The 22,074-nt window shown below is 60.3% G+C and carries 15 protein-coding genes; 2 read left to right on the top strand and 13 right to left on the bottom strand.

From position 1 onward, the window contains the following. Positions 1–96: 96 nt before the first annotated feature. The 7 genes from EKD03_RS18760 to EKD03_RS04710 all read right to left on the bottom strand — a co-directional run bounded on the left by EKD03_RS18760 (position 97) and on the right by EKD03_RS04710 (position 12,373). Positions 97–2,397, bottom strand: a complete 2,301-nt coding sequence (locus EKD03_RS18760; RefSeq protein WP_129628110.1) for a glycosyltransferase family 39 protein — start codon at positions 2,395–2,397, stop codon at positions 97–99. After that, a complete protein-coding gene (locus tag EKD03_RS04740; RefSeq protein WP_129628108.1) occupies positions 2,397–4,964 on the bottom strand; it encodes a hypothetical protein in 2,568 nt (855 codons plus the stop codon). The genes EKD03_RS18760 and EKD03_RS04740 overlap by 1 nt, the downstream gene beginning before the upstream one ends. Positions 4,965–5,041: 77 nt before the next feature. Then, complete coding sequence (locus tag EKD03_RS18755) at positions 5,042–7,357, bottom strand: glycosyltransferase family 39 protein (protein ID WP_238613390.1); 2,316 nt, start codon at positions 7,355–7,357, stop codon at positions 5,042–5,044. A 73-nt stretch (positions 7,358–7,430) separates the two neighbouring features. After that, positions 7,431–8,669 carry a glycosyltransferase gene (locus tag EKD03_RS04725; RefSeq protein ID WP_129628106.1) on the bottom strand — a complete coding sequence of 413 codons (1,239 nt, stop codon included), beginning with the start codon at positions 8,667–8,669 and terminating at the stop codon, positions 7,431–7,433. Positions 8,670–8,838: 169 nt separating this feature from the next. After that, entirely contained in the window at positions 8,839–11,649 is a 2,811-nt protein-coding gene (locus EKD03_RS04720) for an ArnT family glycosyltransferase (protein ID WP_129628104.1), read from the bottom strand. A 90-nt stretch (positions 11,650–11,739) separates the two neighbouring features. Beyond that, on the bottom strand, positions 11,740–12,156 hold the full coding sequence (locus EKD03_RS04715) for a putative toxin-antitoxin system toxin component, PIN family (protein WP_202976764.1): 417 nt from the start codon (positions 12,154–12,156) through the stop codon (positions 11,740–11,742). Beyond that, positions 12,143–12,373 carry a hypothetical protein gene (locus EKD03_RS04710; RefSeq protein WP_129628102.1) on the bottom strand — a complete coding sequence of 77 codons (231 nt, stop codon included), beginning with the start codon at positions 12,371–12,373 and terminating at the stop codon, positions 12,143–12,145. Before EKD03_RS04710 ends, EKD03_RS04715 begins: the two co-directional genes overlap by 14 nt. A gap of 462 nt (positions 12,374–12,835) precedes the next feature. Here EKD03_RS04710 and EKD03_RS04705 point away from each other — a divergent pair, with 462 nt between their 5' ends. Both EKD03_RS04705 and gyrA read left to right on the top strand, forming a co-directional pair. Next, a complete protein-coding gene (locus EKD03_RS04705) occupies positions 12,836–13,543 on the top strand; it encodes a metallophosphoesterase (protein WP_129628100.1) in 708 nt (235 codons plus the stop codon). Between the two features lie 259 nt (positions 13,544–13,802). After that, positions 13,803–16,265, top strand: a complete 2,463-nt coding sequence (gene gyrA / locus EKD03_RS04700) for a DNA gyrase subunit A (protein WP_129628098.1) — start codon at positions 13,803–13,805, stop codon at positions 16,263–16,265. A gap of 32 nt (positions 16,266–16,297) precedes the next feature. Here gyrA and EKD03_RS04695 read toward each other — a convergent pair whose 3' ends face one another. The 6 genes from EKD03_RS04695 to EKD03_RS04670 form a co-directional block, all read right to left on the bottom strand. Continuing rightward, positions 16,298–17,833 carry an HD domain-containing phosphohydrolase gene (locus tag EKD03_RS04695; RefSeq protein WP_129628096.1) on the bottom strand — a complete coding sequence of 512 codons (1,536 nt, stop codon included), beginning with the start codon at positions 17,831–17,833 and terminating at the stop codon, positions 16,298–16,300. 121 nt (positions 17,834–17,954) lie between these two features. Next, the gene (locus EKD03_RS04690; RefSeq protein ID WP_129628094.1) at positions 17,955–18,329 is read right to left on the bottom strand and encodes a response regulator; all 375 of its coding nucleotides are present in this window, start codon (positions 18,327–18,329) and stop codon (positions 17,955–17,957) included. Between the two features lie 92 nt (positions 18,330–18,421). Then, complete coding sequence (locus EKD03_RS04685) at positions 18,422–18,748, bottom strand: STAS domain-containing protein (protein ID WP_129628092.1); 327 nt, start codon at positions 18,746–18,748, stop codon at positions 18,422–18,424. Next, positions 18,745–19,173: an ATP-binding protein gene (locus EKD03_RS04680; protein ID WP_129628090.1), complete on the bottom strand. Its 429-nt coding sequence runs from the start codon at positions 19,171–19,173 to the stop codon at positions 18,745–18,747. Before EKD03_RS04680 ends, EKD03_RS04685 begins: the two co-directional genes overlap by 4 nt. 74 nt (positions 19,174–19,247) lie before the next feature. Beyond that, the gene (locus EKD03_RS04675) at positions 19,248–20,825 is read right to left on the bottom strand and encodes a tetratricopeptide repeat protein (RefSeq protein ID WP_129628088.1); all 1,578 of its coding nucleotides are present in this window, start codon (positions 20,823–20,825) and stop codon (positions 19,248–19,250) included. 163 nt (positions 20,826–20,988) lie between these two features. After that, entirely contained in the window at positions 20,989–22,065 is a 1,077-nt protein-coding gene (locus tag EKD03_RS04670; protein WP_129628086.1) for a PP2C family protein-serine/threonine phosphatase, read from the bottom strand. Positions 22,066–22,074: the final 9 nt, after the last annotated feature.

Raw genomic sequence — 22,074 nt, 5'->3', positions numbered from 1 at the left:
GTGTAGTATTTCCTCAAGCTCACAAAATACTCAGCAGACAGAAAGAGCCAGCCAAGCTGGCTCTTTCTGTCTGGTGTGAGATGATCGGGGTACGGGCTATGGATGGAGGATCACCGTAGCAATCTGCACCCCTAGCCTGCGCCCATCACCACTGGCGCGATCATAGTCGCGGGGGTGGAAGGTGTGCGACTCCAGCATGATGACCACTTCGCCGGGGTTGCTGATCGGTTGGGGTAGATTCAGGCGGTAAGTGTCGCCCTCCGCACTGAGCATTATTGTGCCCACCACTTGGCCATTCAGTCTGACCCACAGTGGGGTTCTGCTGCCATCCGGGCGGCCTGAGGCGGCTCGGATCTGGATCTGCTGGGCACCGGCAGCCGCGTGTAGGCGCACGTAGGCCGTGCCTTGGCTCCAACGGAAGCCCGTCTCCTCGGTGGCGAGTTGGTGAAATCCACGGATAAAGCCCAGATCTAGCCCATCGCCGAGGTTAAGTTCGCTGGGTGGTGGGCTGATCATCCGTTCCCATGCCCAGGTTTGCAGATCTTCTAAGGCACTACTCTCGTAATCAAGATCCTGCCGGGCGGCCTTGGTCTCACCCTGAAGGCGCAGCAGATCGCCGCGTAGTAGGTGCGCGTAGGGGTGCGCGGGTAGCAACTTGATCGCGGCGTTAAGGTACGCCAGGGCGGTTTGGTTCTCCCCGCGTGCAAGCGCGGCACGGGCCAGGGCGACCTGCGCCAGTGCCGAGTCGCTGTCCCATTCCAACGCAGCCTCAGTGGCGCGTTCGGCGGAATCTGCGTCACCCCGGCTCAGCGCGGCTTCGGCACGGGCGAGGTGGAAGTGTTTGTTGGCCAGTTGCCACGCCAGTGCGGGGTAGTTGGCGTGCAGGAGCGTGATGCTGAGGCAGAAGAGTGCGGCGAGTAGCCCCGGCCAAGCCGGGCGTTGGCGGCTGGTCAGCATTAGCCCACTGTAGGCGAGCAGCGCCGGGTAGAGTGGTAGGCGGTAGCGTAGTTCGACATGGAAGATCAGGGTGGTGAGGGTGACATAGAGTACCCAGGGTAGCAGCAGCCAGCGCGGTTGGCTAAAGGTGTGTAGGAACCATGCCCACACTGAACGCGGTTTCTCGCCTTGGGCTGTGTGTTGGCCCATGCCGATCACCCCGGCGAGCAGAATAAGCAACCAGAGGCCATCGCCCAACACTAGGCGTGCCCAGACCTCCGCCGGGCGTATCCAGATCGCCGGACGGGCCAGCATGTCGTCGCTGAACTCCAGGGCAAAGAGTTTCTTCAGTTCGCCCCCGGCTTTGTGTAGGAAGCGCCCCGGATCGGCCTGAATGACCGCCATGCCGCGTTGGGTTGCGATCTGTTGCCGCGCCAGTCGGTCTTCGCCCATGGCGTAGAGCTGCGCCTTGACCGCCTCGCGCCCAGCCGGATCGTTATCGAGCCACAGGTTTTCGGCCCCGGTGGTGTCAATCAGGATGAGGCCGCCGTAGGTCAGGTAGTTGCGGGTGCTCCAAGGAAGAAGTACCAGACAGCAGGCGAGGGCCAGGGTGAGGGCGGGAGTCATGGCCCTCATAGGCATTCGGTTACACATCCTCTTGTGCCCCGGTTTTTGACCGCAGAGGACGCAGAGGAACGCAGAGGAAGAACCACAAGGAGCGCGAAACCCATCCCTCTGCGTACCTCTGTATCCTCTGCGGTTGATAGGGCGTACTACCGAGGATGATACCTTCCTTAACCGAATGCGTATGAGGATGGCCCTCACCCCCCTAGCCCCCCTCTCCCGCACGCGGGAGAGGGGGGGATTCAGCGCCGCCAAAACCAACCAGACTGTGCCGAGCGGCAGGAGCGGCAACGCTACCGAACGCACCAGACAGAGCGCCCCGATGATTAGCCCGGCGGCCCCGGCGAGGCGGGCGCTGCCGGTGCGGGCGGCGCGCAGCACCAACCAGAAGACTGCGCTTAGCCCAAAGAGAAAGAGTGCCTCGGTGAGCAACTCGGTGGCGTTGGCGGCCAGCGTGTAGCTGAGCGCAGTCAGCAGCGCCGCGATCAGTGCCGGGCGGCGCGGGGCGTGGCCGTTCTGTTGCGCAACTTCGTGGGTGAGCAGGTAGACCAACGGGATGGTCGCGGCACTGATGATTGCTTGGACGAGGCGCAGGTTCTGGACGAGCGAGTCGATCAGGTAGATCCATCCGGCCAGGAAGAGCGGGTAGAGTGGCGGACGCATCAGCCGCAACTCGACATATTCATGGTCGCGTAGCAGCCGAATGGCCTGATCCAGATACTCGTGTTCGTCGCCGCCCAGCGGGTAGAACTCGCGCCAGTGCCACGCGAGCAGGCGCAGCCCCAGGCCGAGCAGGATGATCACCAGGAGCGGCCATGTTTTGTGTGATCTTGCCACTAACGCACCTCCGCCCAGTCTAACTGGTAGGCCAAACGCCGCAACTGACCCACCTGCGGCCCCTGTTGGCGCACCAGATCGAGCGCATCGGGGACGAAGGTGGCCGCGTGTAGCGTGACGATCAGGTCACTCCCGGCGGGTTGGGCGGGCAGCGCCAGACATTCGCTCCGTAGCTCGCGGCTGAGCGCGATCTGGCCCAGGCTGGTCGTTCCAACCCGAACCTGCACGCTGGGCAGCGCCATGTCGCTGGGCCAACCCAGGCCGCTGATGCTCAGACAGAGTTGCTGGGGTTGCCCGCTGGCAGCGCGGGGGAAGCGCAGCGCGGCGTCGCCACTCGCCCAACGCACAGTGGCATCCAGGTCGGGATCGTAGCGCCCCAGGTAGAAGCCGTGGATATAGCCCAGATCGTTATCGCTGGCCAGATCAATGCGGTTAGTGGGGGGCGGGGCGAGCCACTGCCATGCCCACGCCACCGGGTTCTGGTCATCCACATGGGCTGGGCCAAACTCGCGCCGCGCCGCCTCTAAGTCGCCCATCTGGCGGAAGAGTTGACCCGCGATCAGGCTGCGCTGCCAACCCTCTAAGGGCTGCTCTGGCCCCTGCGCCAGCCGATCCATCCCGCCAGCCGGATCGCCCTGCAACCCGGCCAGCAACGGTGCGCCCACACCCACCGCATACGCCGGGAGGGCGGGGTCATTCAGGGCTGCCGCAGCCGCTACCACATCGCCGCTGCCCAACGCGCTGGCTAGCCGCTGCTCGGCCAGGTAGGCGGGGCGGGTGCGCAGGGCGATGCGCGTATTCTCCAGGCTCGATGGGTATGGCCCCAGGTACGAGGCCCAACGCGAGGCCGCGTCCGCTGCGCGGGGTTCGAGGTAGGCGTAGGGCGCGGTGGCGATCAGGCCCAGCAGGAGGGCGAGGGCAGCACAGGCGCGGGTGTAGCCCGACGGTACACGGCGCACCCGGCTGAAGAGCGTGGTTAGGGCGTAGGCGGCCAGCAACACCACCAGCGGCATGAGCGGGACGCGAAAACGGTTGATCGCAAAGAGCAGCGGCGCGGTAGCGAGGTTGTAGAGCAGCCACAGGCCAACCAGGGTGATCGCGGTCTGCTGGGGGGCTTGGCGGCGCAGCCAGCCCCAGCCCAGCACCGCCAGCGGCAGGCTGAGCACATAGAGCGTGTCATCGAGCAGAAAGAGGGCCAGACTGTACCAAGGCGGCAGGCGACCCAGTGCAAAGCCCTTACTCAGCCGCTCGTCGCCGGTATAGTTGATCTGAAAGAGGTCGGCCAGTTCGATCAGGCTCTTCTGTACGAAGGCCAACGGGGCTTGGCGCAGCAGACAGAACGCCTCGGCATTCAGCAGGGCTTGGCGCTCAGCCTGGGTGATCTGGTCTACTGGGCTTTCCAGCGCCGCCAACAGCCGCGCATCGCCCGCCGCGTAGAGACACGCCCCGTTGCGCTGATCGGCAACCAGCGCGGTGCGCTGCTCCTGGCTCAATGTCGGTTCGAGCAGCGCCAAGATGAAGTTACGCAGCGGCGCATCACTGCGCCCGCCATCATAAGCGGTACGCGCCCCCAGCGCCAGGTTGAACGCGCCAGTGGTGTCCACCAGCACCATACCGCCGTAGGTGCGGCTGGCGTAGAGGCTCCACGGAGCCAGGATGAGGGTGAAGGTAACGCCCAAGATCGCCACCGCACTGAGCCACTGGCGCTTGGCCTGTAGCCCAACCCAGATCAGCACCAGTGGCACGAAGCCCAAGGTGAGGCCACGGGTGAGCGTGGCTAGACCGAGGAGTAGCCCCGCGATGATTAACCAGGTGTCACGCTCTATTGACGCAAAGGCGCGAAGACGCAAAGGTTTTGTTGCAGGCTTTGCGTCTTTGCGTCTTTGCGTTAAACCATGAATGTCCGCCCAGCGCGCCAGCGCCACGAGGCTGCCCAGCAAAAGGCTGGTGAAGAGGGTTTCACTGAGGATGAGTTGCGGATAGGTGGCGAAGGGCAGGTAGATCGCGCCGAGGATCGCGGCGCTGCCGGGAGCATAGCGCTGGGCGTTGGTGGGGAGAACCAGCCGCATTGGCATTCGGTTACGCATCCTCTTGTGCCCCGGTTTTTGACCGCAGAGGACGCAGAGGAACGCAGAGGGAGAACCACAGGTAGCGCGAAACCCATCCCTCTGCGTACCTCTGTATCCTCTGCGGTTGCTATGGCGTACTACCGAGGAAGATACCCTCCTTAACCGAATGCGTATGAGAACCAGCCGCCCCAGGGCATAGATCAGCCCGATATTGAGCAGGCTCAACCCAATCTGACTGAGGAAGATCGGGGTGAGCGAGTTGCCAAAGAGCGCGAGGTGCGCCGCCAGGAAGAGCGGGTAGAGTGGCGCGCGTGTCCACAGGTAGTGCAGGTGCCACGCAAAGCCGCGCCCGTGGGCCAGCCAATCAGCGGCGGCGAGGTACTCGGCCTCATCGCCGATCAGCCCCAGGCGCGGCAATTGACCCCACAGGGCTAGGCGTAGCCCTAGGCCGAGCAGTAGAGCAACCCAGAGGAGTTTGTGGGGTTTAGAATCTGTCATGTCTGGTTCGTGGTTGCAAAAGAACACAAAGAATCTTTGCGTCTCTGCGCCTTTGCGTGAAATCAATCATCCTGGTTTCACCGAATAATCTCCACACTCCCCAACACGAATCGCCCATCCTCCATACCGCCCTCGACCTGCAAGCGTGCATCCGGGGCTGGGTTGCTGGGGCGATAGATCCCCAAGAGCAGGGTGTAGCGTCCAGCGGGGAGATCGGCGGGCAGCGCAATCGTGCGATCATCGCGGGCGGGCTTGCCGGGTAGCCACGTACTGGTGGGCAGGTAGCCCGCGAGCGGTTGGCCATCATCTCCGGCCACCGGTGGGGCGCTACAATCCTGGCACAGGTGCAGAAAGAAGCTGAAATCCTCACTCGGTTGGCTGGTTACGTCCCAGAAGAGGCTGATCGGCAGGTTGCCCCCGGCGCGATAGACCCCCGGCGGATCGGTTTGCCATGCCTTCAGGGTAAAGCCTTGGAAGATAAGTTGCTGTGCGAAGGTGACACCAACCGGGGTGGCCGGACTGATGCGCTCGCCGGTGATGTAGGTTTCGGGAGCCTCCTGGCAGAAGAGATGTACCCCGTGGTAGCGCCAGATTCCACATGGCCATGTGCGCTGCTCGCGACTGAAGGCCCAGAAGTTACCCACCAGCCCATACTCATCGCCCGGTGCGGGCGCATCCACCGTGCGCGCATGGTCGGGCGCAATCAGCAGGAAGCTGCGGCTATACCCGGCCAGATTGGCGCGCCGTTCGATGTCCCACTCGCGCTGGCCGTAGGCGGTTTCGCCCTGCCAGAAATCGGCAAAGACGAGTGGGGTTGGAGCCGGATCGGTACTCATCTGCCGCATATAGTAGTCGTAGAGCGGGCGGATGTAGGAGGGATGCACCACCACCGCATCATCGGGATGCACCCGCAGCGCTAACTCGCGGATGGCCTCGCGGTACTGCTCCTTCACCGCCGCCCCCGAAAAGAGGCCGAAGGGCGGCGTGAGCAGCGCCGAGGTGCTGGTGGCGAGCGCGAGGAGAAGTAGGATGGCTGGGGCCAGGTGGGGGATGATCCCTATTGGCATTCTCTTGCGCTCCGGTTGTTGACCGCAGAGGACGCAGAGGAACGCAGAGGAAGAACCAGAGGTAGCATGAAACCTATCCCTCTGCGTACCTCTGTCTCCTCTGCGGTTGCTATGGCGTACTACCGAGGATGATACCCTCCTTAACGGATACCCCAACACCAACACCCAGATCGGATAGACCACGATCAGGTAGCGCGCCTCATAGAGCCGCGTGAAGAGCAATTGCAGACCGAAGAGAACGAGCGGCACGAGCAGCAGACAGAGCCACGTCTGCGCGAGGGGGCGGCGCAGATCCCGCACCAGCCCCAGCATCCCCCAGATGAAGAGCAGCCCCCACGGCAACAGCCACCACCAGGCGGCATCCCCCGGCCAACGGTCGAGGCTAAAGCGGGTAAACGTGAGCCAGAGCGCATCGAGCGGCCCAGCGGGGATGTAGGCTCCGGTAGCGGCGCGGTCACTGCCGAGTCCGAGTGCCATCACCCCCACCAACCCCGCACTGGCCAGACTCATCCCGATCACCCCGATCTTCCACCCCGGCCTGCGTTGCACCACCCACGCCCAGCCGATGGCCAACACCACCAACGCTGCGAGGCGGTGGATGCTCAGCGCCACTAGCGCGATCAGGGCAAAGCTGCGCCAGTTAGATTCATATGTAAAGAAACCTCGTATTGACGCAAAGGCGCGAAGGCGCGAAGGTTTGTTAGCGCGAAGAAGTTCTGGGATGCGCCGCATGGCTTCGACAAGCTCAGCCAGCGGCGCGGTGGCGGTGGCTGAGCTTGTCGAAGCCATGCTTGTCGAAGCCATGCAAGGTTTTGTTGCCGGCTCTGCGCCTTCGCGTCTTTGCGTTAAAACCTGGAGGCTAGGAGGGTGCAGCGCCCGCATCCCCGCCCAGACGAGCAGCGCCGCCGCCAGCAACAACAGACTATACGCCTTGGCCTCTTGCGCATACCAGAGCGGGAAGGGGCCAACCATAGCGATCAGTGCGGACGCCAGGGGCGCCAGCCGCGCATGCGGGTTCCCTACCCGTCCCGCCAAGTAGATCACCGGCACCGCTGCCGCCCCGGCCAGCGCTGAGGGTAGGCGCAACATCGCCTCACTATCCCCGGCCAGCATGATCCAGAGCTTCAGCAGCAGGTGGTAGAGCGGGTAGGCCGCCGAGGGACTCACCAGATCGCGCAGCAGATCGGCCCACGGCAGATTGGCCACCTGCCAGCTACTGCCCTCATCCAACCAGAGGCTCTGTGCATCCAGGTGGTAGAGGCGTAGCGCGAGGGCGAACCCGAAGAGGACGAGTGGGGCAACAAGCGGATGCTGTAGGCGACGCAAGACTAACCTCGATTATCGATCATCGTGTAGGGGCGAAGCATCGCCCGCCAATCTAGCTCGTGTTCCCCATACTCTACAGTAGGCGATGCTTCGCCCCTACGTAAACCTGCTCAAAGCGCTCGCAGGTCTTTTCCCAGGTCAGTTCCTCTTCGATGCGGCGGCGAGCGGCACGGCCAAGCCCTTCCGCAAAGGGGCGATCCGCAATCAGGCGCATGATCGCCTGCGCCAGCGCCGCCGGGTCACGTTCGGGGACGATCAGGCCATGCACGCCATCCGCGATCACATCGGGAACCCCAGCCACCCGCGAGGCCACCACCGGACGCGCCGCACCCATGGCCTCCAGCAACACATTCGGCAACCCGTCCACCCCCTCGCGCACGATGGGCAACGCAAAGACATCGGCGGCGGCGAGGTAGCGCGCCGTGCGCTGGCGATCCAATTGGCCGGTGAAGCGCACCTGGGCCGCGATCCCCAGCCGCTGCGCCTGGGCTTCAAGCTGCGCCCGCAGATCGCCATACCCGACGATACACAACAGCGCCTGCGGATAGCTGCGCAATACCTGCGGCCATGCATCGAGCAGCACACCAAAGCCCTTCTTGGCCACCAGCCGCCCCAACCCGATCACCAACGGCACACCTTCACCCAAACCCAACTCGGCGCGCACCGCCGCCTGTGCCTGCGGGTCGGGGCGAAACTCGCGGATATTCACCCCATAAGGGATGATGCTACTCTTGCTCGCAGCGGCTCCCAGCCTAATCCCGCGCTGACCCAGATCGCCACTACACGCCGTCACCGCAGTGGCCTGCGCAAAGGCGGCGCGTGCCACGATGCCAGCGATGCGGCCCCGTTCGGCCAGGTAGATGTCGCTGCCATGCAGACTGATCACCAAGGGCAGATGGTGCATCCGCGCCACCAGCGCAGCCGGTGGCCCATTCGGCAAGACCCAATGCGCCTGCACCAGATCGAAGGGCGACCCGGCGCGGCGAGCAGCATTCAGGGTACGCAGCAGCGCCAGTGCCGAAGCACCCAGGGCGAAGGGCGCCGCCAGCAGCGCCCGCCGCTTAATGTGGGTGTCACTCAGCAGCGACTGAGCATAACCCCAGATATTCAGTGCCGGATGCGGCGCATAGCGAAAGAAGCGTAGATCCACCCCGCGCTCCTGCGGGGCACGCCGGAGGTCGGGGTGCCAGGGAGCCAACAGCGTCACCTGATGCCCGCGTGCCACCGCTCCGGCGGCGATCTCCTCAATGAACGGCGCGGTCGTTTCACCGGGATACTTGGGATATGACGAGGCCAACATTACAATGCGCATAGAACCAATTCCCGTTGAATAAATCACAGTTCACACTTCTCCTAGCATCCCGGTTTTGACGCAAAGCCGCTAAGACGCAAAGCCTTCAAGATAGACCCCAATTAAACCCTTTGCGTCTCTGCGCCTTTGCGTCAACCACGTGTGAACAGTTACTTAAATAGACCGCACCTTATGGAATCCGATACACAAAGGCGCGAAAATCTGCGCTCGGACTAGCATACACCAATTCAAAGCCCTCGATGACAGCGCCCACTTGATTCCCATGATCGAGCAGTTTATTCAACTGGCGCCCGCCATCACCCTTGACTCGTTGCTGATTCTCTAGCACCAGATAATCGGCACCATAGTGGTGGGCAATTTCGAGCAGCAGATCGCGGCTCGGTGTATTGGGAATCATCAATGTGGAGCGCTGGGTATGCCAGTTGGCCTGCCAGGGGATGCGCGTCATCAGCACGGCATCGGCGGGCACATGCTGATCGATCCACGTGTATGCAGCCAGATCGGGTGCCCAGATTGCCGTCTCTTCACGCACCTTCTTAGCAATATCAGGGCGCGAGAAACCGAGCACCCCACTGATCGCCACCAGCACCAGGATCAAGCCCAGCGGTGCCCAACGGCGATCCCCGATCTGAGCCAGCCGGTCATACCCGCCCCAGATCGCCCACGCGGCCAGCAGCGCCAACCAGGGAATGAGCATCACCCAGTAGCGCTCCTCGTTGGTGCGCCAGTAGGTAATCATAAAGACCATATAGGGCAGATAGGCCGCCGCCAACAGCCCCACCAGACGGCGACGGGAGCGCAACGCGGCGATCATGCCGATCAGCGCCATCCACGCGCCCAGGTCGCTGGCGATATTCTTACGCTCGTTATTACTAAAGAGCCACGCCACCCCATCGGGCGCACCATGCCAGACCGGCATGAGGTAGTTGCGTAGCTCGCGCACCTGCGCGATCAGCTTCTCCAGGGTCGCATCGAAGCCCCAGCGCATGATCCAACTCCGATCCGGCAACCCCGGCCCGCCCCACACCGGCGTAAAGACACGATAGATCTCCTCCCAGGCATCGCCGCTGTTGCCTCGGTAGCCCAACACCCAAGCATCATAGCTCTCAGTCGAAAAGACCGGCTTGCCAAACAGGAGCAGGTTGCGGATGACATAGGGAGCCAGCACGATCAGCGCCGGGAGGCCAAAACTGAGCGCCGCCGTGATGACGGCCTTAATCGTATGCGGGCGAGTTGTATAGAGGAAACCCAACAACCACAGCCCCATCCCCGCCAGCATGATCGCGCCACTCGGCTTTTGCAGCATCATCAAGCCACACAGCAGCCCCGCCGCGATCAACCAGCGCTGATCGGGTGCAGCTTCAGCCTGCGTACTCTGATAGAGGCAAAAAATCGCCCCCATACACCAGACCACAAAAGCCAAATCGCTGGTCGCATAGATCGTCAGCCGGAAGAAGAGATAGTTGGTCAACACAAAGATCGCCGCCGTCAACCCAACCCGCCGATCCCAGATGCGGCTACCAACCAGAAAGATCAGCAGCGCCAGCAACAGGTTGAAGACCAGATTGGGCAGCTTCGCTGCCCATGGCGTCGGCCCAAAGAGCGCAAAGAAGGGCGCAATCCAGACCGGCTGGAGCAGCGGCCATGTCTCCTGCGGGCGGGTCAACTCGGCATTGACCGTGTAGAACTGGGTGACATAATCCACCACCCACCCGCGCCCCGCTACCAGATTGCGCGCCACCACCGCATTATCGGAATAATCGGCGTGGCCCACATAGGGCAGTTGGAAGATCACCCACGCCTCATAGCCGATCCAGATCAGGCAGAAGGTGGTGAGCAGCAGCACCGCCCCGCGTGGCGACCCCAGCCCCGCCACAACCCGATCCGTCAGGCGGGGCAGACCCTCGCGGCCCAACACCAGCGCCAACACCAACAAACCAGCACCGAGCAGACTATAGAGCAACGAGTCGGGGAAGATCGTCCAGAAGAGCGGCCCGCCGTGGTTGCCGAACCAGGCCAAGAGTTGGTTCAAACTGGCTATAAACCAGATCAGCGCCGCCGCCACCAACCCATACCCCAGCCCACTCCCAAGGCCATACCGACGCACCAGCGCCCGCAGCCAGGCCAACAGCGTCGTGCGCCATGCCAGCAGCAACAACCCGGCCTGCGCGAGCAGCGTCACCGAGAGCGCCGCACCCATCCAGACGCGGGTAAAGGCCAACCCGACCCCGGCCAGCCCCACGGCAACCAGCGTCAGCGGAAAGGTGATCACCGGCGCAGAAGTGAGGCACGAGACGAGCAGAAAGAAGAGCAGCGCATTCAGGCCGAGCAGGAAGATCGCATTCCAGGCGGGCGGATAAAAGGCCAACAGCCGCTGCTCAGTTGGCGAGACCCGCAACTCAGCGAGGCGCAGCGCCTTCAGGCGCGGATCGTTCCCAAACGTGAGCGTATCGGTAAAGGTCGCACTACCTTGGAGATCAATCTGAAGATCTCCACCCACCTGCACGGCTGCGGGAATCCGCACATGGTACGCACCCCAACCCGATTGAGGCACAAACGAACCCACCGGCTGACCATCCGCAAAGACGGTAATCGTCGGTTGATCGAGATCGTGGCGCAGCACATCACTCGGCCAACCCTGGGCCTGAACCACCAGATCCAGATCCGCCCCAGCCCCCAGATTGGGCAAGATCACCCGCGCATGCTCACGGGTCCAACGGCTGCGCCCGGTAGGCGAGTCGGGGGTAAGGTCATCGGCAAAAAAATCACCGCGCTCAAGCGGCAGCGCACCCAACCCCGGATCACTACCGAGGAAGAGGCGATCCCCCAGCCATCCCACGCGCACCTTGCCTGTCGGTGGAGACTGGTAGGCCATCATCCCAACGGCAAGCGCAAGGAGCAGCACCAACCCCAGTGATCGCAGCGTGGGCCAGACCGATTGCCAGTTGGCATACTTTGGCTGAAAGTCAGCAACACCCATTATCCATCCACCTTAAGCAGAGCAGCATCGGGCTATTATACTGCCAAAATGTGTGGGAGGGCTTGTGCGGCGTTCCCCCTATTCTTATTTCTACCCGCCATAGTGCTGCAAAAATGCTTGCGGTGAGATGATGGGAATGTTGCGGAATGGATGCAATACAGTCAGATCTTCATCGCCTGATACGAGGACGGTTGCATTTCCATTCACAGCAACTTCCAGGAATTTGTTATCTTTCGCATCACGGCAAAGGTCTATTTGTTCGTGAATGGTCACAATCTCAGATCCAAGCACGAATTTGGTCAAAAAGTGTTCTCGGTCATGAAGCGGAATATAGGCTTCGAACTTCTTGCGTCGAATGACCTTGGTTAATTCGGCCAATGTTTCCGCTGAAAGCAGGATTATTCCATGCTGAACAGCATAAAATATCGCTTGGGCAGGAGTTGATTGGTCGAAGAGCAACGCGCTTACAATAACATTCGTATCGAAGACACACCTAATCATTGTCATTGAGGATATCCTGGAGTATCTCAGGAGTCATACCTCGTGCTTGGGCGATATGACTGATACGGGTCATCAATGCAGTAAGTGTTTCGCTGCTATCAAACGCAGCATCTATTTGATGATTGATGAGCAACTCAATCTTCTGTTGCACCTCCTGGGGCGCAATTCGGAAGAGTTGGGCAATGCGTGGGGTCACGCGGATGGTGATCGTCTCGGTGGTCATGATCCCTTCCTCACTTCTAGGGCGTTGCTCTTGGCTATCTTCCTTCCATTCTAGCCCGCTTTGGGGCTAAATTCTAGTCCCACCATAGCAACCGCAGAGGTACGCAGAGGGATAGGTTTTGTGCTCCCTGTGGGTACGGCCTCTGGTTCTTCCTCTGCGTTCCTTGGCGTCCTCTGCGGTCAACAACCGAGGCACAAAGAGCGCGTCATGACGAAGCCCCATACGTCTACGCCATAGCAACCGCAGAGGCCGCAGAGGTGCGCAGAGGGATAGGTTTTGTGCTTACGGCCTCTGGTTCTTCCTCTGCGTTCCTTGGCGTCCTCTGCGGTCAACAACCGAGGCACAAGGGGTCGCCTATGAAGCGAATCTCCCCCCGCCAGTAGGCTCCCAATTTGCACACCACGCCACAGGCTGCTATGATGCGCAGAATCGGGTAAGCAACATCAAGTAACAACGAGCACCATGATCTGGACCATCTCCGACCTCCACCTCTCCTTCGCCCAGCCCAAGCCGATGGACATCTTTGGGCCACACTGGAAGGATCACGCGGAGCAGATTGCACGCCGCTGGCGCGAACGGGTTGCGCCGGATGATTGGGTGTTGATCGCCGGGGACATCTCGTGGGCGATGAAGCTGCGTGACGCACTCGTGGATCTGCGCTGGATTGATGCGCTGCCGGGGCGTAAGGTACTCATCCGGGGCAACCACGACTACTGGTGCTCGCGGCGGGTCAACCCGATCCGCCCGCAACTGCCCCCCAGCATTGCGCTGCTCAGCGCCGATGCGCTGCATCTCGGAACGGCGGTGGTGTGTGGCACACGCGGCTGGATCACCCCGGAGACGCCGGGGTATGATCCGGCCACCGACGAGGCGATCTACCAGCGCGAACTCACCATGCTGGATCGGGCGTTAGAACACGCCACCCAACTCGCTGCCGGAACCCTCCCGATCATCGTGATGCTCCACTACCCCCCCTTCATCAACCGCCAACCCAGCGAATTTGCCCGCCGCATCGCCGCCGCCCGCGCCCGCGCCTGCATCTACGGCCACCTGCATCGCCGCCACGACCATGATCACGCGATGAACGAGACGGTTGAGGGCGTCTCGTACCAACTCACCGCCTGCGACTATCTCGGCTTTGGGCCGGTGGCGGTACGTGGCGTAAATTGAACGCACGTTCGTAAAATACTTGCCAAAAGCTCCCTGGTACGGTATAATGCAGGGAGCATTTTAGCGCGTTGTGAAGCGTAACAAGCGGGTTATTACCTCCGGTGGAGGTTCGGGGGAGGCGAAGCCTCTCCCGAAGAACTCTTTTTCTCATACGTTGGCGACGAAGCCGCCAACGTATGAGAAAAAAGCAGGTTTGGGGCTTCAGCCCCAACGACGTTGCACATACCCTGGCACCAGCCTGTAGGAGCATAGAAGATATATGGAAATAGGGATTGTCAAGCCGGTCAGCATCACCACCGAGATGCGCACAGCCTACCTCAGTTACGCCATGAGCGTGATCGTCTCACGCGCACTCCCCGATGCGCGTGACGGCATGAAGCCGGTACAACGGCGGATCATGTATGGCATGTGGGACATGGGCTTTCGGGCCAACACCTCCTACAAAAAGAGTGCCCGTATCGTCGGTGATGTGCTTGGTAAGATGCACCCTCATGGCGACTCCTCGGTCTATGATGCCCTAGCCCGCCTGGCCCAGCACTGGAATATGCGCTACCCGCTGATTGATGGGCAGGGGAATTTTGGCAGTATTGACGGCGATCCGCCGGCGGCAATGCGATATACTGAGGCGCGCCTCTCTACCATCGCTGAAGAGTTGCTCTTCGATATTGAAAAGAACACCGTAGATTTCCGCGATAACTTCGATGGCTCCTACCGCGAACCCTCCGTCCTGCCGGGGTTGCTGCCCAACCTGCTGCTGAATGGTGCCGCCGGGATTGCTGTGGGTATGGCGACCAACATCCCGCCGCATAACCTCAGAGAGCTGTGTGACGCGATCACCCACCTGATTGATAACCCGGAGGTGACGGTCGAGGAGTTGATTAAGATCATCCCTGGCCCCGATTTCCCCACTGCCGGGAATATCCTCGGCACCGAGGGCATTGTGGCGGCCTATGGTACCGGGCGCGGCCAGATCACCTTGCGCGCCAAAGCGCATATTGAAGAGGCCAACCGGGGGGCCTTCAATATCGTTGTCACCGAGTTGCCCTATCAGGTCAACAAGGCGCGGCTCCAGGAACGGATTGCCGAACTGGCTAAGGAGAAGAAGATCGAGGGTGTCCGCGATGTCCGCGACGAGTCGGATCGTACCGGGATGCGGCTGGTCATTCTACTCAAGCAGGATTCCCAGCCCAAGCGCGTCCTCAATGCGCTCTACAAGCATACTCAGATGCAGACCACCTTCGGCATCAATATGCTGGCCTTGGTTGAGCAAGGCCGCCAGCCTAAGGTGCTGACGCTCAAACGCATGCTGCAAGAGTATGTCGCGCATCGCCAGGAGGTTATTCGGCGGCGCACCGAGTACGAACTGGAGAAGGCGCAGGCGCGGGCGCATATCTTGGAGGGGCTGAAGATTGCGCTCGACAATATTGACGAGGTCATCCGCACTATCCGCGAGTCGCGCAATGCTGAGAGCGCTCGTAACAACCTGATTCGCAACTTTAGCCTAAGTGAGATTCAGGCTCAGGCTATCCTCGACATGCAACTGCGTCGCCTCGCCGCACTTGAGCGCAAGAAGATCGAAGATGAATATGCCGAGGTGATCAAACTGATTGCCGAGTTGGAAGATATTCTCGCCAACCCACGCCGGGTGTTGCAGATGATCCAACAAGATCTGGCGCGGATCAAGGAGAAGTATGGCGACGAGCGGCGCACCCGCATCATCCCCGATGCGTCGGGGGAGGTGAGCGATGAGGATCTCATCCCCGATGTGCGTGTGCTGATCACGCTGACAGATCGCGGCTACGTTAAGCGCCAAGCCGCCGATGTCTACCGCACCCAACGCCGGGGCGGGCGCGGCATCAAGGGGATGATCACCCGCGAACAGGATCTCGTGCGCCACCTGCTCTCCTGCGGCTCCCACGACAACCTGCTCTTCTTCACCGACAAAGGTAAGGTCTACCAACTCAAGGCCCACGAGGTACCCGATAGCGCCCGTACTGCCAAGGGCTTACCGCTAGTCAACCTGATCTCGCTCGATCCGGGTGAGCAGGTTACCTCCATGCTCGCCGTCCCCGACTATGATGGCGAATACCTCGTGATGGCGACCCATCGTGGCAAGATCAAGCGTACCCAACTCTGTGAGTACAGCCAGGTGCGCTCGAATGGCCTGATCGCGATTGGCCTAGAAGAGGGCGACGTGTTGGGATGGGTACGCATCAGCAATGGCCACGAGGATGTGCTGATGACCACCGTACAGGGGCAGACCATCCGCTTCCGCCAGAAAGAAGTTCGCGCCATGGGTCGTCCGGCCACCGGGGTGAATGGCGTGAACCTGAGCGACGGTGATCGGGTGATCAGCATGGAGTTGGCGATCCCCGACAGTGATCTGCTGGTGGTGACGGCGCGCGGCTTCGGCAAGCGCACCAAGTTGGAGGAGTACCCACCCAAAGGCCGCGCCACGGGCGGGGTGATCACGATTAAGCTGCGCCCCGGTGATGAAGTGGCGGGGGCGGCCATCGTCAATCAGCGCTCGCTGCTCACCTTTGTCACCGCCGCAGGGGTTGTGATGCGCACCTCCGTAGAGGAGATCTCGCAGCTAGGACGATTAACCCAGGGGGTGACGATTATCAACCCCGATAGCGGGGATCGGGTGGCGGCGCTCTCAGTCGGAGACCCAGAGGAAGACGCGGGCGAGTCACCGACGATCATCAGCCCGGAGGAGTAGGAGGCCAGAGCTTCCCGGAAGTTAGGGAATTATTAATCCCGCACATCCCGTACCTCACCGACTGGCGGTGCCATCTGCTCAATTGGCATCGCCTTTTGGCGCAGCGGCTTGGTACTCACCTTCAGCCGTTCACCCTCGCGGCGAATAATATCAACAAAGCGATCCACCAACTCCGGGTCCCAATGTGTCCCACGACCCTCAATCAGGATACGGAGCGCGCGTTCTGGCTCCATAGCTGGGCGGTAGGCCCGATCCGAGGTCATGGCCTCGAACGAATCGGCAATCGCCAGGATGCGCGCCTCTAGTGGGATCTCCTCGCTCTTAAGGCCACGTGGGTAACCCTTGCCATCAACGCGCTCGTGGTGGTACTCAATGATCGGCAGCGTGGCCCGCAAGCCACGCACGCGCTCAATAATCTTCACCCCGATCCCCGGATGGCGCTTCATCACATCAAACTCCTCATCGGAGAGCGCTCCCGGTTTGAGTAGCACATAATCCCGAATCCCGATCTTGCCCACATCGTGGAGCAACCCCGCATAGTCAATCAGTTCAATCCGTTCGGGGGGCAGATCCAGTTCCTGCGCCAGACGAATCGCATAGCGCGTGACCTGACGCGAATGGCCATAGGTATACGCATCACGCGCCTCAATCGCCTCGGTCAGCGCCTCGATAGTCTGGCGGTTCTGATCCTTGAGGGCTTGGTAGAGCCGTGCATTATCGAGCGAGGTTGCAATCTGGGTTGCGAAGATCCCGATCAGACGGCGTTCAGAGGCATCGAAGTGCGGTTGCTCAGAACGACGCGCCATATGTAAATAGCCAATCGGGGTGTCGTGGCTGCGCAGGAGCGTTCCGGCAAAGAGACTCTCATCATTCGTCCCCGGCCCCCCGGCGAGGCGCATGTGGGCGGCCAACAACTGCTGATCGCTACATTCAGCGGGCAGGTTGATCGTGCCCAAATCGCCCCACCCCGCCGCTGAGCGCATGGCCAGCAGATGCAGTTTGCCGGTGTCGGTCATGTGCATCGAGAGCGCCAGAGCTTCGGGAGCAAAGCGTTGCCAGAGGAACTCGACGATCTGATCCACCTGGGTCTCAATATCCAGCGAAGTCGCGATCATCTGGCTAAACTGGTACATAAAGACCAGATCGGAGAGGCGTTCCTTCTCTTGGCGGATGCGGCGCAGTTCGAGGCTGGTGCGTACCGTGCGTTCGAGCTGCTCAGCCTCAATCGGCTTCGAGAGATAATCGAGTGCCCCCATCTTCAGCGCTTGGCGTGCGGTCTCGACTGTCGCAAAGGCCGTCAGCATCACCACATCAATTTCTGGATGATTCTGGCGGATGTGTTGCAGAAGTTGCATTCCATCCATCAGCGGCATCTGCATATCGGTCAACACCAGATCGAAGGAGTGGGAGTGGAGGAGATTGACCGCCACTGCACCATTTTCGGCGGTTGTGACATCGTAGGTCATTTGGAGCAGACGTTGGCAGAAGGTGCGGATGGTGGTGTCGTCCTCAACCACCAAGATACGTGGTCGTTGGGTTGTGGTGGCATTGATGAGCAACTCGGACATACCATCCCTCCGCAACATTCAAAAGGTTGCCGTTATGGTACCTGCATGGTACCTGCGGCAACCTTGCCTATGCCTGTAGTTTGAGGATCAATGGACATCGGTGGTACGTGCAGATGGAACCTCACGGTATCTGTTTGTGCGCAAAGAAGATTTGAACTCGCTGTTCAAGCTCTTCAAAATCGAAGGGCTTGGTCAGGTACTCATTCACTCCGGCGCGATAGGCATGTTTCTCGGTATCCGGTGTCCCAAAAGCCGTAACCATGATCACATGCACGGTTGATTGCTGCTGTCGTAGGGTGCGCACCATCTCGATCCCACCCATACGGGGCATATTCATATCGGTAATAATGACATCGCAGGGTGTCGTGGCGAGGCGCTCAAGTGCGGCCATCCCATCCTCCGCCTCGAGAACTACATAACCGCTGTTTGTCAGCAAGAAACGGTAGAGACGGCGGGTTGCCGGATCATCTTCAACGATCATGACCGTGGGCGACACGTGGGCCTCGCTTCGTTACATCAAGAAGGGAAAGAATGCGACCAGCATGAACAACCAATGCTCATACCCTCGTATGATACCACACCCATCATCTAGCGATATTCTGCCAGATCACGCTCATCAATGGTTGGCATAAAGCGCGACATCTCGACCATTTTGAAGATCTTCTGGTGGTGCGGGCTGACGTGCATGGCGAAGAGTTTATAGCCCGATTTGCGCGCTGAGACCACAAATTTGAGCAGGGCCGAAATACCCGCCGAGTTGATGAACGAGACCTCACGGAAATCGAGCACAGTGATGGGGCGCATGGCCGTATATTCTGTCGAGATTGCGGCTGCCGAGACCGCATCAACACTGGTGGTGGTGATATGCAGAATTACGACCTCACCAAACTCTTCGCGTCGAATAATATCGCTCATGGCTGTGTTTCTCTGCGGTAGAGCCGTAGGGTGAGGACAGTGCCCTTCTGGCTCGAAGTCACTTCGTAGTCATCAACAAGTTCACTAATCAGGTACATCCCAAAACCACGTAATTGGCCTTGTTCGAGATTCTGTTCATCAACGACGTGGCGAGTCGGATTGAACTGTTCAAGCCCCTGGCCCTGGTCGCTAATGCGGATCTCCAATTTATCGCCATCAATCTCAAAGACCACCGCAACCAGTTTACTGATCTCGCCCCGGTTGCCGTGATCAATCGCATTATTGACCGCTTCGCTGATTGCGAGCTTGAGATCCTCAACCCGCTCATCAGAGAAACCAAAAGCCGCACCAACTTCTGCGGCACTGGCGCGTACCACTCGTTCAAAGATTGGTTGTGAAGGGATGTTCAATTCGACCCGGTGCATGCCACACCCTGTTCTGCTACGTCGTTATGTTTATCTACCTACAATATAGCAAATCGAGTGAACCAGCGCCTAGCCTAGCCCCCTGGCGCATTGGTTGGATTGACAACCTGCCGCCGCCGCGAACCGGCGAGATTGGAGAGGGCCTCACTTTGGCGAGCGAGGTGGTCATAGCGGCGCAGGTAGGCTTTGCCCAGCGAGGTATTGCCGATCTGGAGGTAGCAGGCTCCGAGATAGTAGAGGGCTTGGGCGTGGCGCGGATTGCGGCGCAGCACCTTCTCAAAGAGCGGAATGGCTTTGCCCGGCTCGCTCAGTTCTTTATAGCACAATCCGAGCATAAAGTTGGTCTCAACATCCTCTGGCCAGTGCTCCAGCACGTGGGTAAACTCGTTCGCGGCCAGATCAAACCGGCTGCGGCGAGCATACATATAGCCCAGATCGTAGCGTAGCGAGTGGGCATTGGGGTTCAACTCGACGGCCTTCCGCCATGCGGCCAAGGCCCAATTTTCGCGGCCCAGCATATTATAGATAAAGCCCAGCAGGTAGTTGGCGTGTGGATCGTTGGGGAGGAGTTGCACGGCGCGTTCGAAGGCGCGTGCGGCGGCTGGATTAAGGCCCATATCGTAGAGCAACTTACCCATATTTAGGAAGAGCATCCCATTACCCGGATTGAGCTTGGCACACTCAAAGAGCAGATCATAGGCTTGTTTGGGCCGCTTAAGCAGCCGCATCACTGCACTCATTCGCAGGCGGGCCTGCACATAGTATTTGTCTTGGGGCGGGATGTGCCGATACTCTTCCAGTGCCTCATCCCAACGGCGCTGACGGGCCAACAGGTTGCCTAGCAAGTAGTGCGCATAATGCTCTTGGGGCCGCCATTGTAGCAGGGCGCGGTAGATGCGTTCGGCATCCTCCTCATAGTTTTGCTGCTTGAGCGCCTGGCTCAAGCGGTAGTACCATTGTGAGACCTCCTCCTCCGAGCGGCTGATCAGCGTATCTTCGATGATGCTACTGTCGGGTGAGATGAAGGTTGGCTCAACCCGCAGGGCTTCGGCGAAACACTTCTGGGCCAATTCGTGGGCACCGTGGCTCTGGTGCATCAACCCCATATAGTAGAGCGGTTCGGCGGCTTGGGGGCGGGCGTTACAGGCGCTGTTGTAGTGAATGTAGGCGCGGCCTGCATCATCCACATGTTGGTAGCAGCGCCCAAGCGCAAAGTGGGCCTCGTAGAGATTCGGGTTGTGCTCTAAGGTTTCGCGGAAGGCCGCAATCGCCCGATCCACTTGACCCCGTGCCGCAAACGCAACCCCCAAGTTGTAGTGGGCTTCAGCAAGTTGGTGGTCGGTCTGCACCGCCTCCAGATATTCGCGCAGTGCGCTCTCCCAATCATCCTGGAAGGCCAGGGCATTGCCGATATAGAGGTAGATGATCGCCCGTTCACGTTCGTAGATCTGGGCCTGCTCCTCACCATCCACATAGGCCGCGATCAGTGCCGCCTTGAAGTGCTCGATTGCCTCGGCATAGGCTGCTCGCAGGTAGGAACGCATCCCTTGGCTGAAGGCCGCCCCGAGACGCGTGCCGGTCATAAACCGCTCACTCCCCGCAAAGGTATCGAGGTCGAGGGGCATAAAGTGTAACTGCTCATTGACAGCCATAGGAGTCTCCGTACCTACAGAACCCGAATGGGGTCGGGTTTTCTACTATAGCATGCTGATCTGCACATGTATAGAACGTAATGTATCGTACCTGTTCATGATGTAGGGATGAAATAGTGCCCTCCACCCCCAAATCCTATGCAGGGCGATGCTTCGCCCCGACTTATCCCCCCCGATAGTCCTCTAGAGCCAACCGAAGTTGCTGATTCAGTTCGCGGGTGAGGCCACGTCCCAGGTGGCTCTGGGTGCGCTTCATAATGTCGGGTAGCAGACTAATCCAGGTCAGTGCATTGTTCTGGCTGAGCGCTGCGAGTTCACTATTCCAGAGGGTGTGGCCGATCTCGTGGCCCAGGACATCCAGTACAATAGTGCGTAACTCCGCACTCAGATCCGTCAGGCGGCGGCGCAGTACCACAATCGTAATATCGTCGCTCTGAACGGCTGCGCCTGCCCATTCGCGTACTTCACGTAGCAGCATGGCAACCATGGCACGCGGTTTGAGATGTGGGTTAGCGGCGACCACCGCTTCGAGCCGTTCATAGCCAAAGATCTCTCCGGCGGCATTCTCGGCCTCAAGCACCCCATCGGTATAGAGCACCACACTCTCACCCGGATGCAGCCCCACTGTCGCCTCGGAGTAGTCGCTGTCGGCATCAACACCCAGAGGCAGCCCGCAGATCTCGATCTCTTGCACCGCGTTGTACGCTAATAAGGGGAAGGTATGTCCGGCATTCGCGAGGTGCAACTCACCGCTGAGGATGTCCAAACGTGCATAGAGCATTGTGACCATACCCTGGGGGATTTCGCTCAATATTCCCTGGTTGACTCCAGCTAAGGTGATGGCGGGTGGGTTATTCCGGCGTGCCTCGTGGCGAAAGACGGTGCGTGCCACCGCCATACGCAGGGCGGCGGGTAGCCCTTTGCCGCTCACATCCCCGATCATGATCCCGTGAGTGCGTTCGCTGAGGCGCAGAAAATCATACAGATCGCCACCCAGATCGCGAGCGGGCAACGAGATCGCGCTGATCTCCCAACCCACGAGGTGCGGGGCGGCTTCGAGCAACAAGCCCTGCTGGATATCGCGGGCCAGCATGAGTTCTTGTTGGATCTCATCGGCGCGCCGCTGCTCCGCGCTAGGGATGGAGGCAGGCTGAACACGCCGAGTTTTGCCGCGCCGTCGGGGTGGGCGGTGGCCAAGCAGTGAACGCCATGCAGTTGGATTGGTATGACGATCTATCATCGTACTTCA

The sequence above is a fragment of the Candidatus Oscillochloris fontis genome, from assembly GCF_004138135.1.
Lineage (GTDB): Bacteria > Chloroflexota > Chloroflexia > Chloroflexales > Chloroflexaceae > Oscillochloris > Oscillochloris fontis.
Note: the sequence above shows the minus strand (reverse complement) of the source record. Positions and strands in the feature narration are given on the sequence as shown.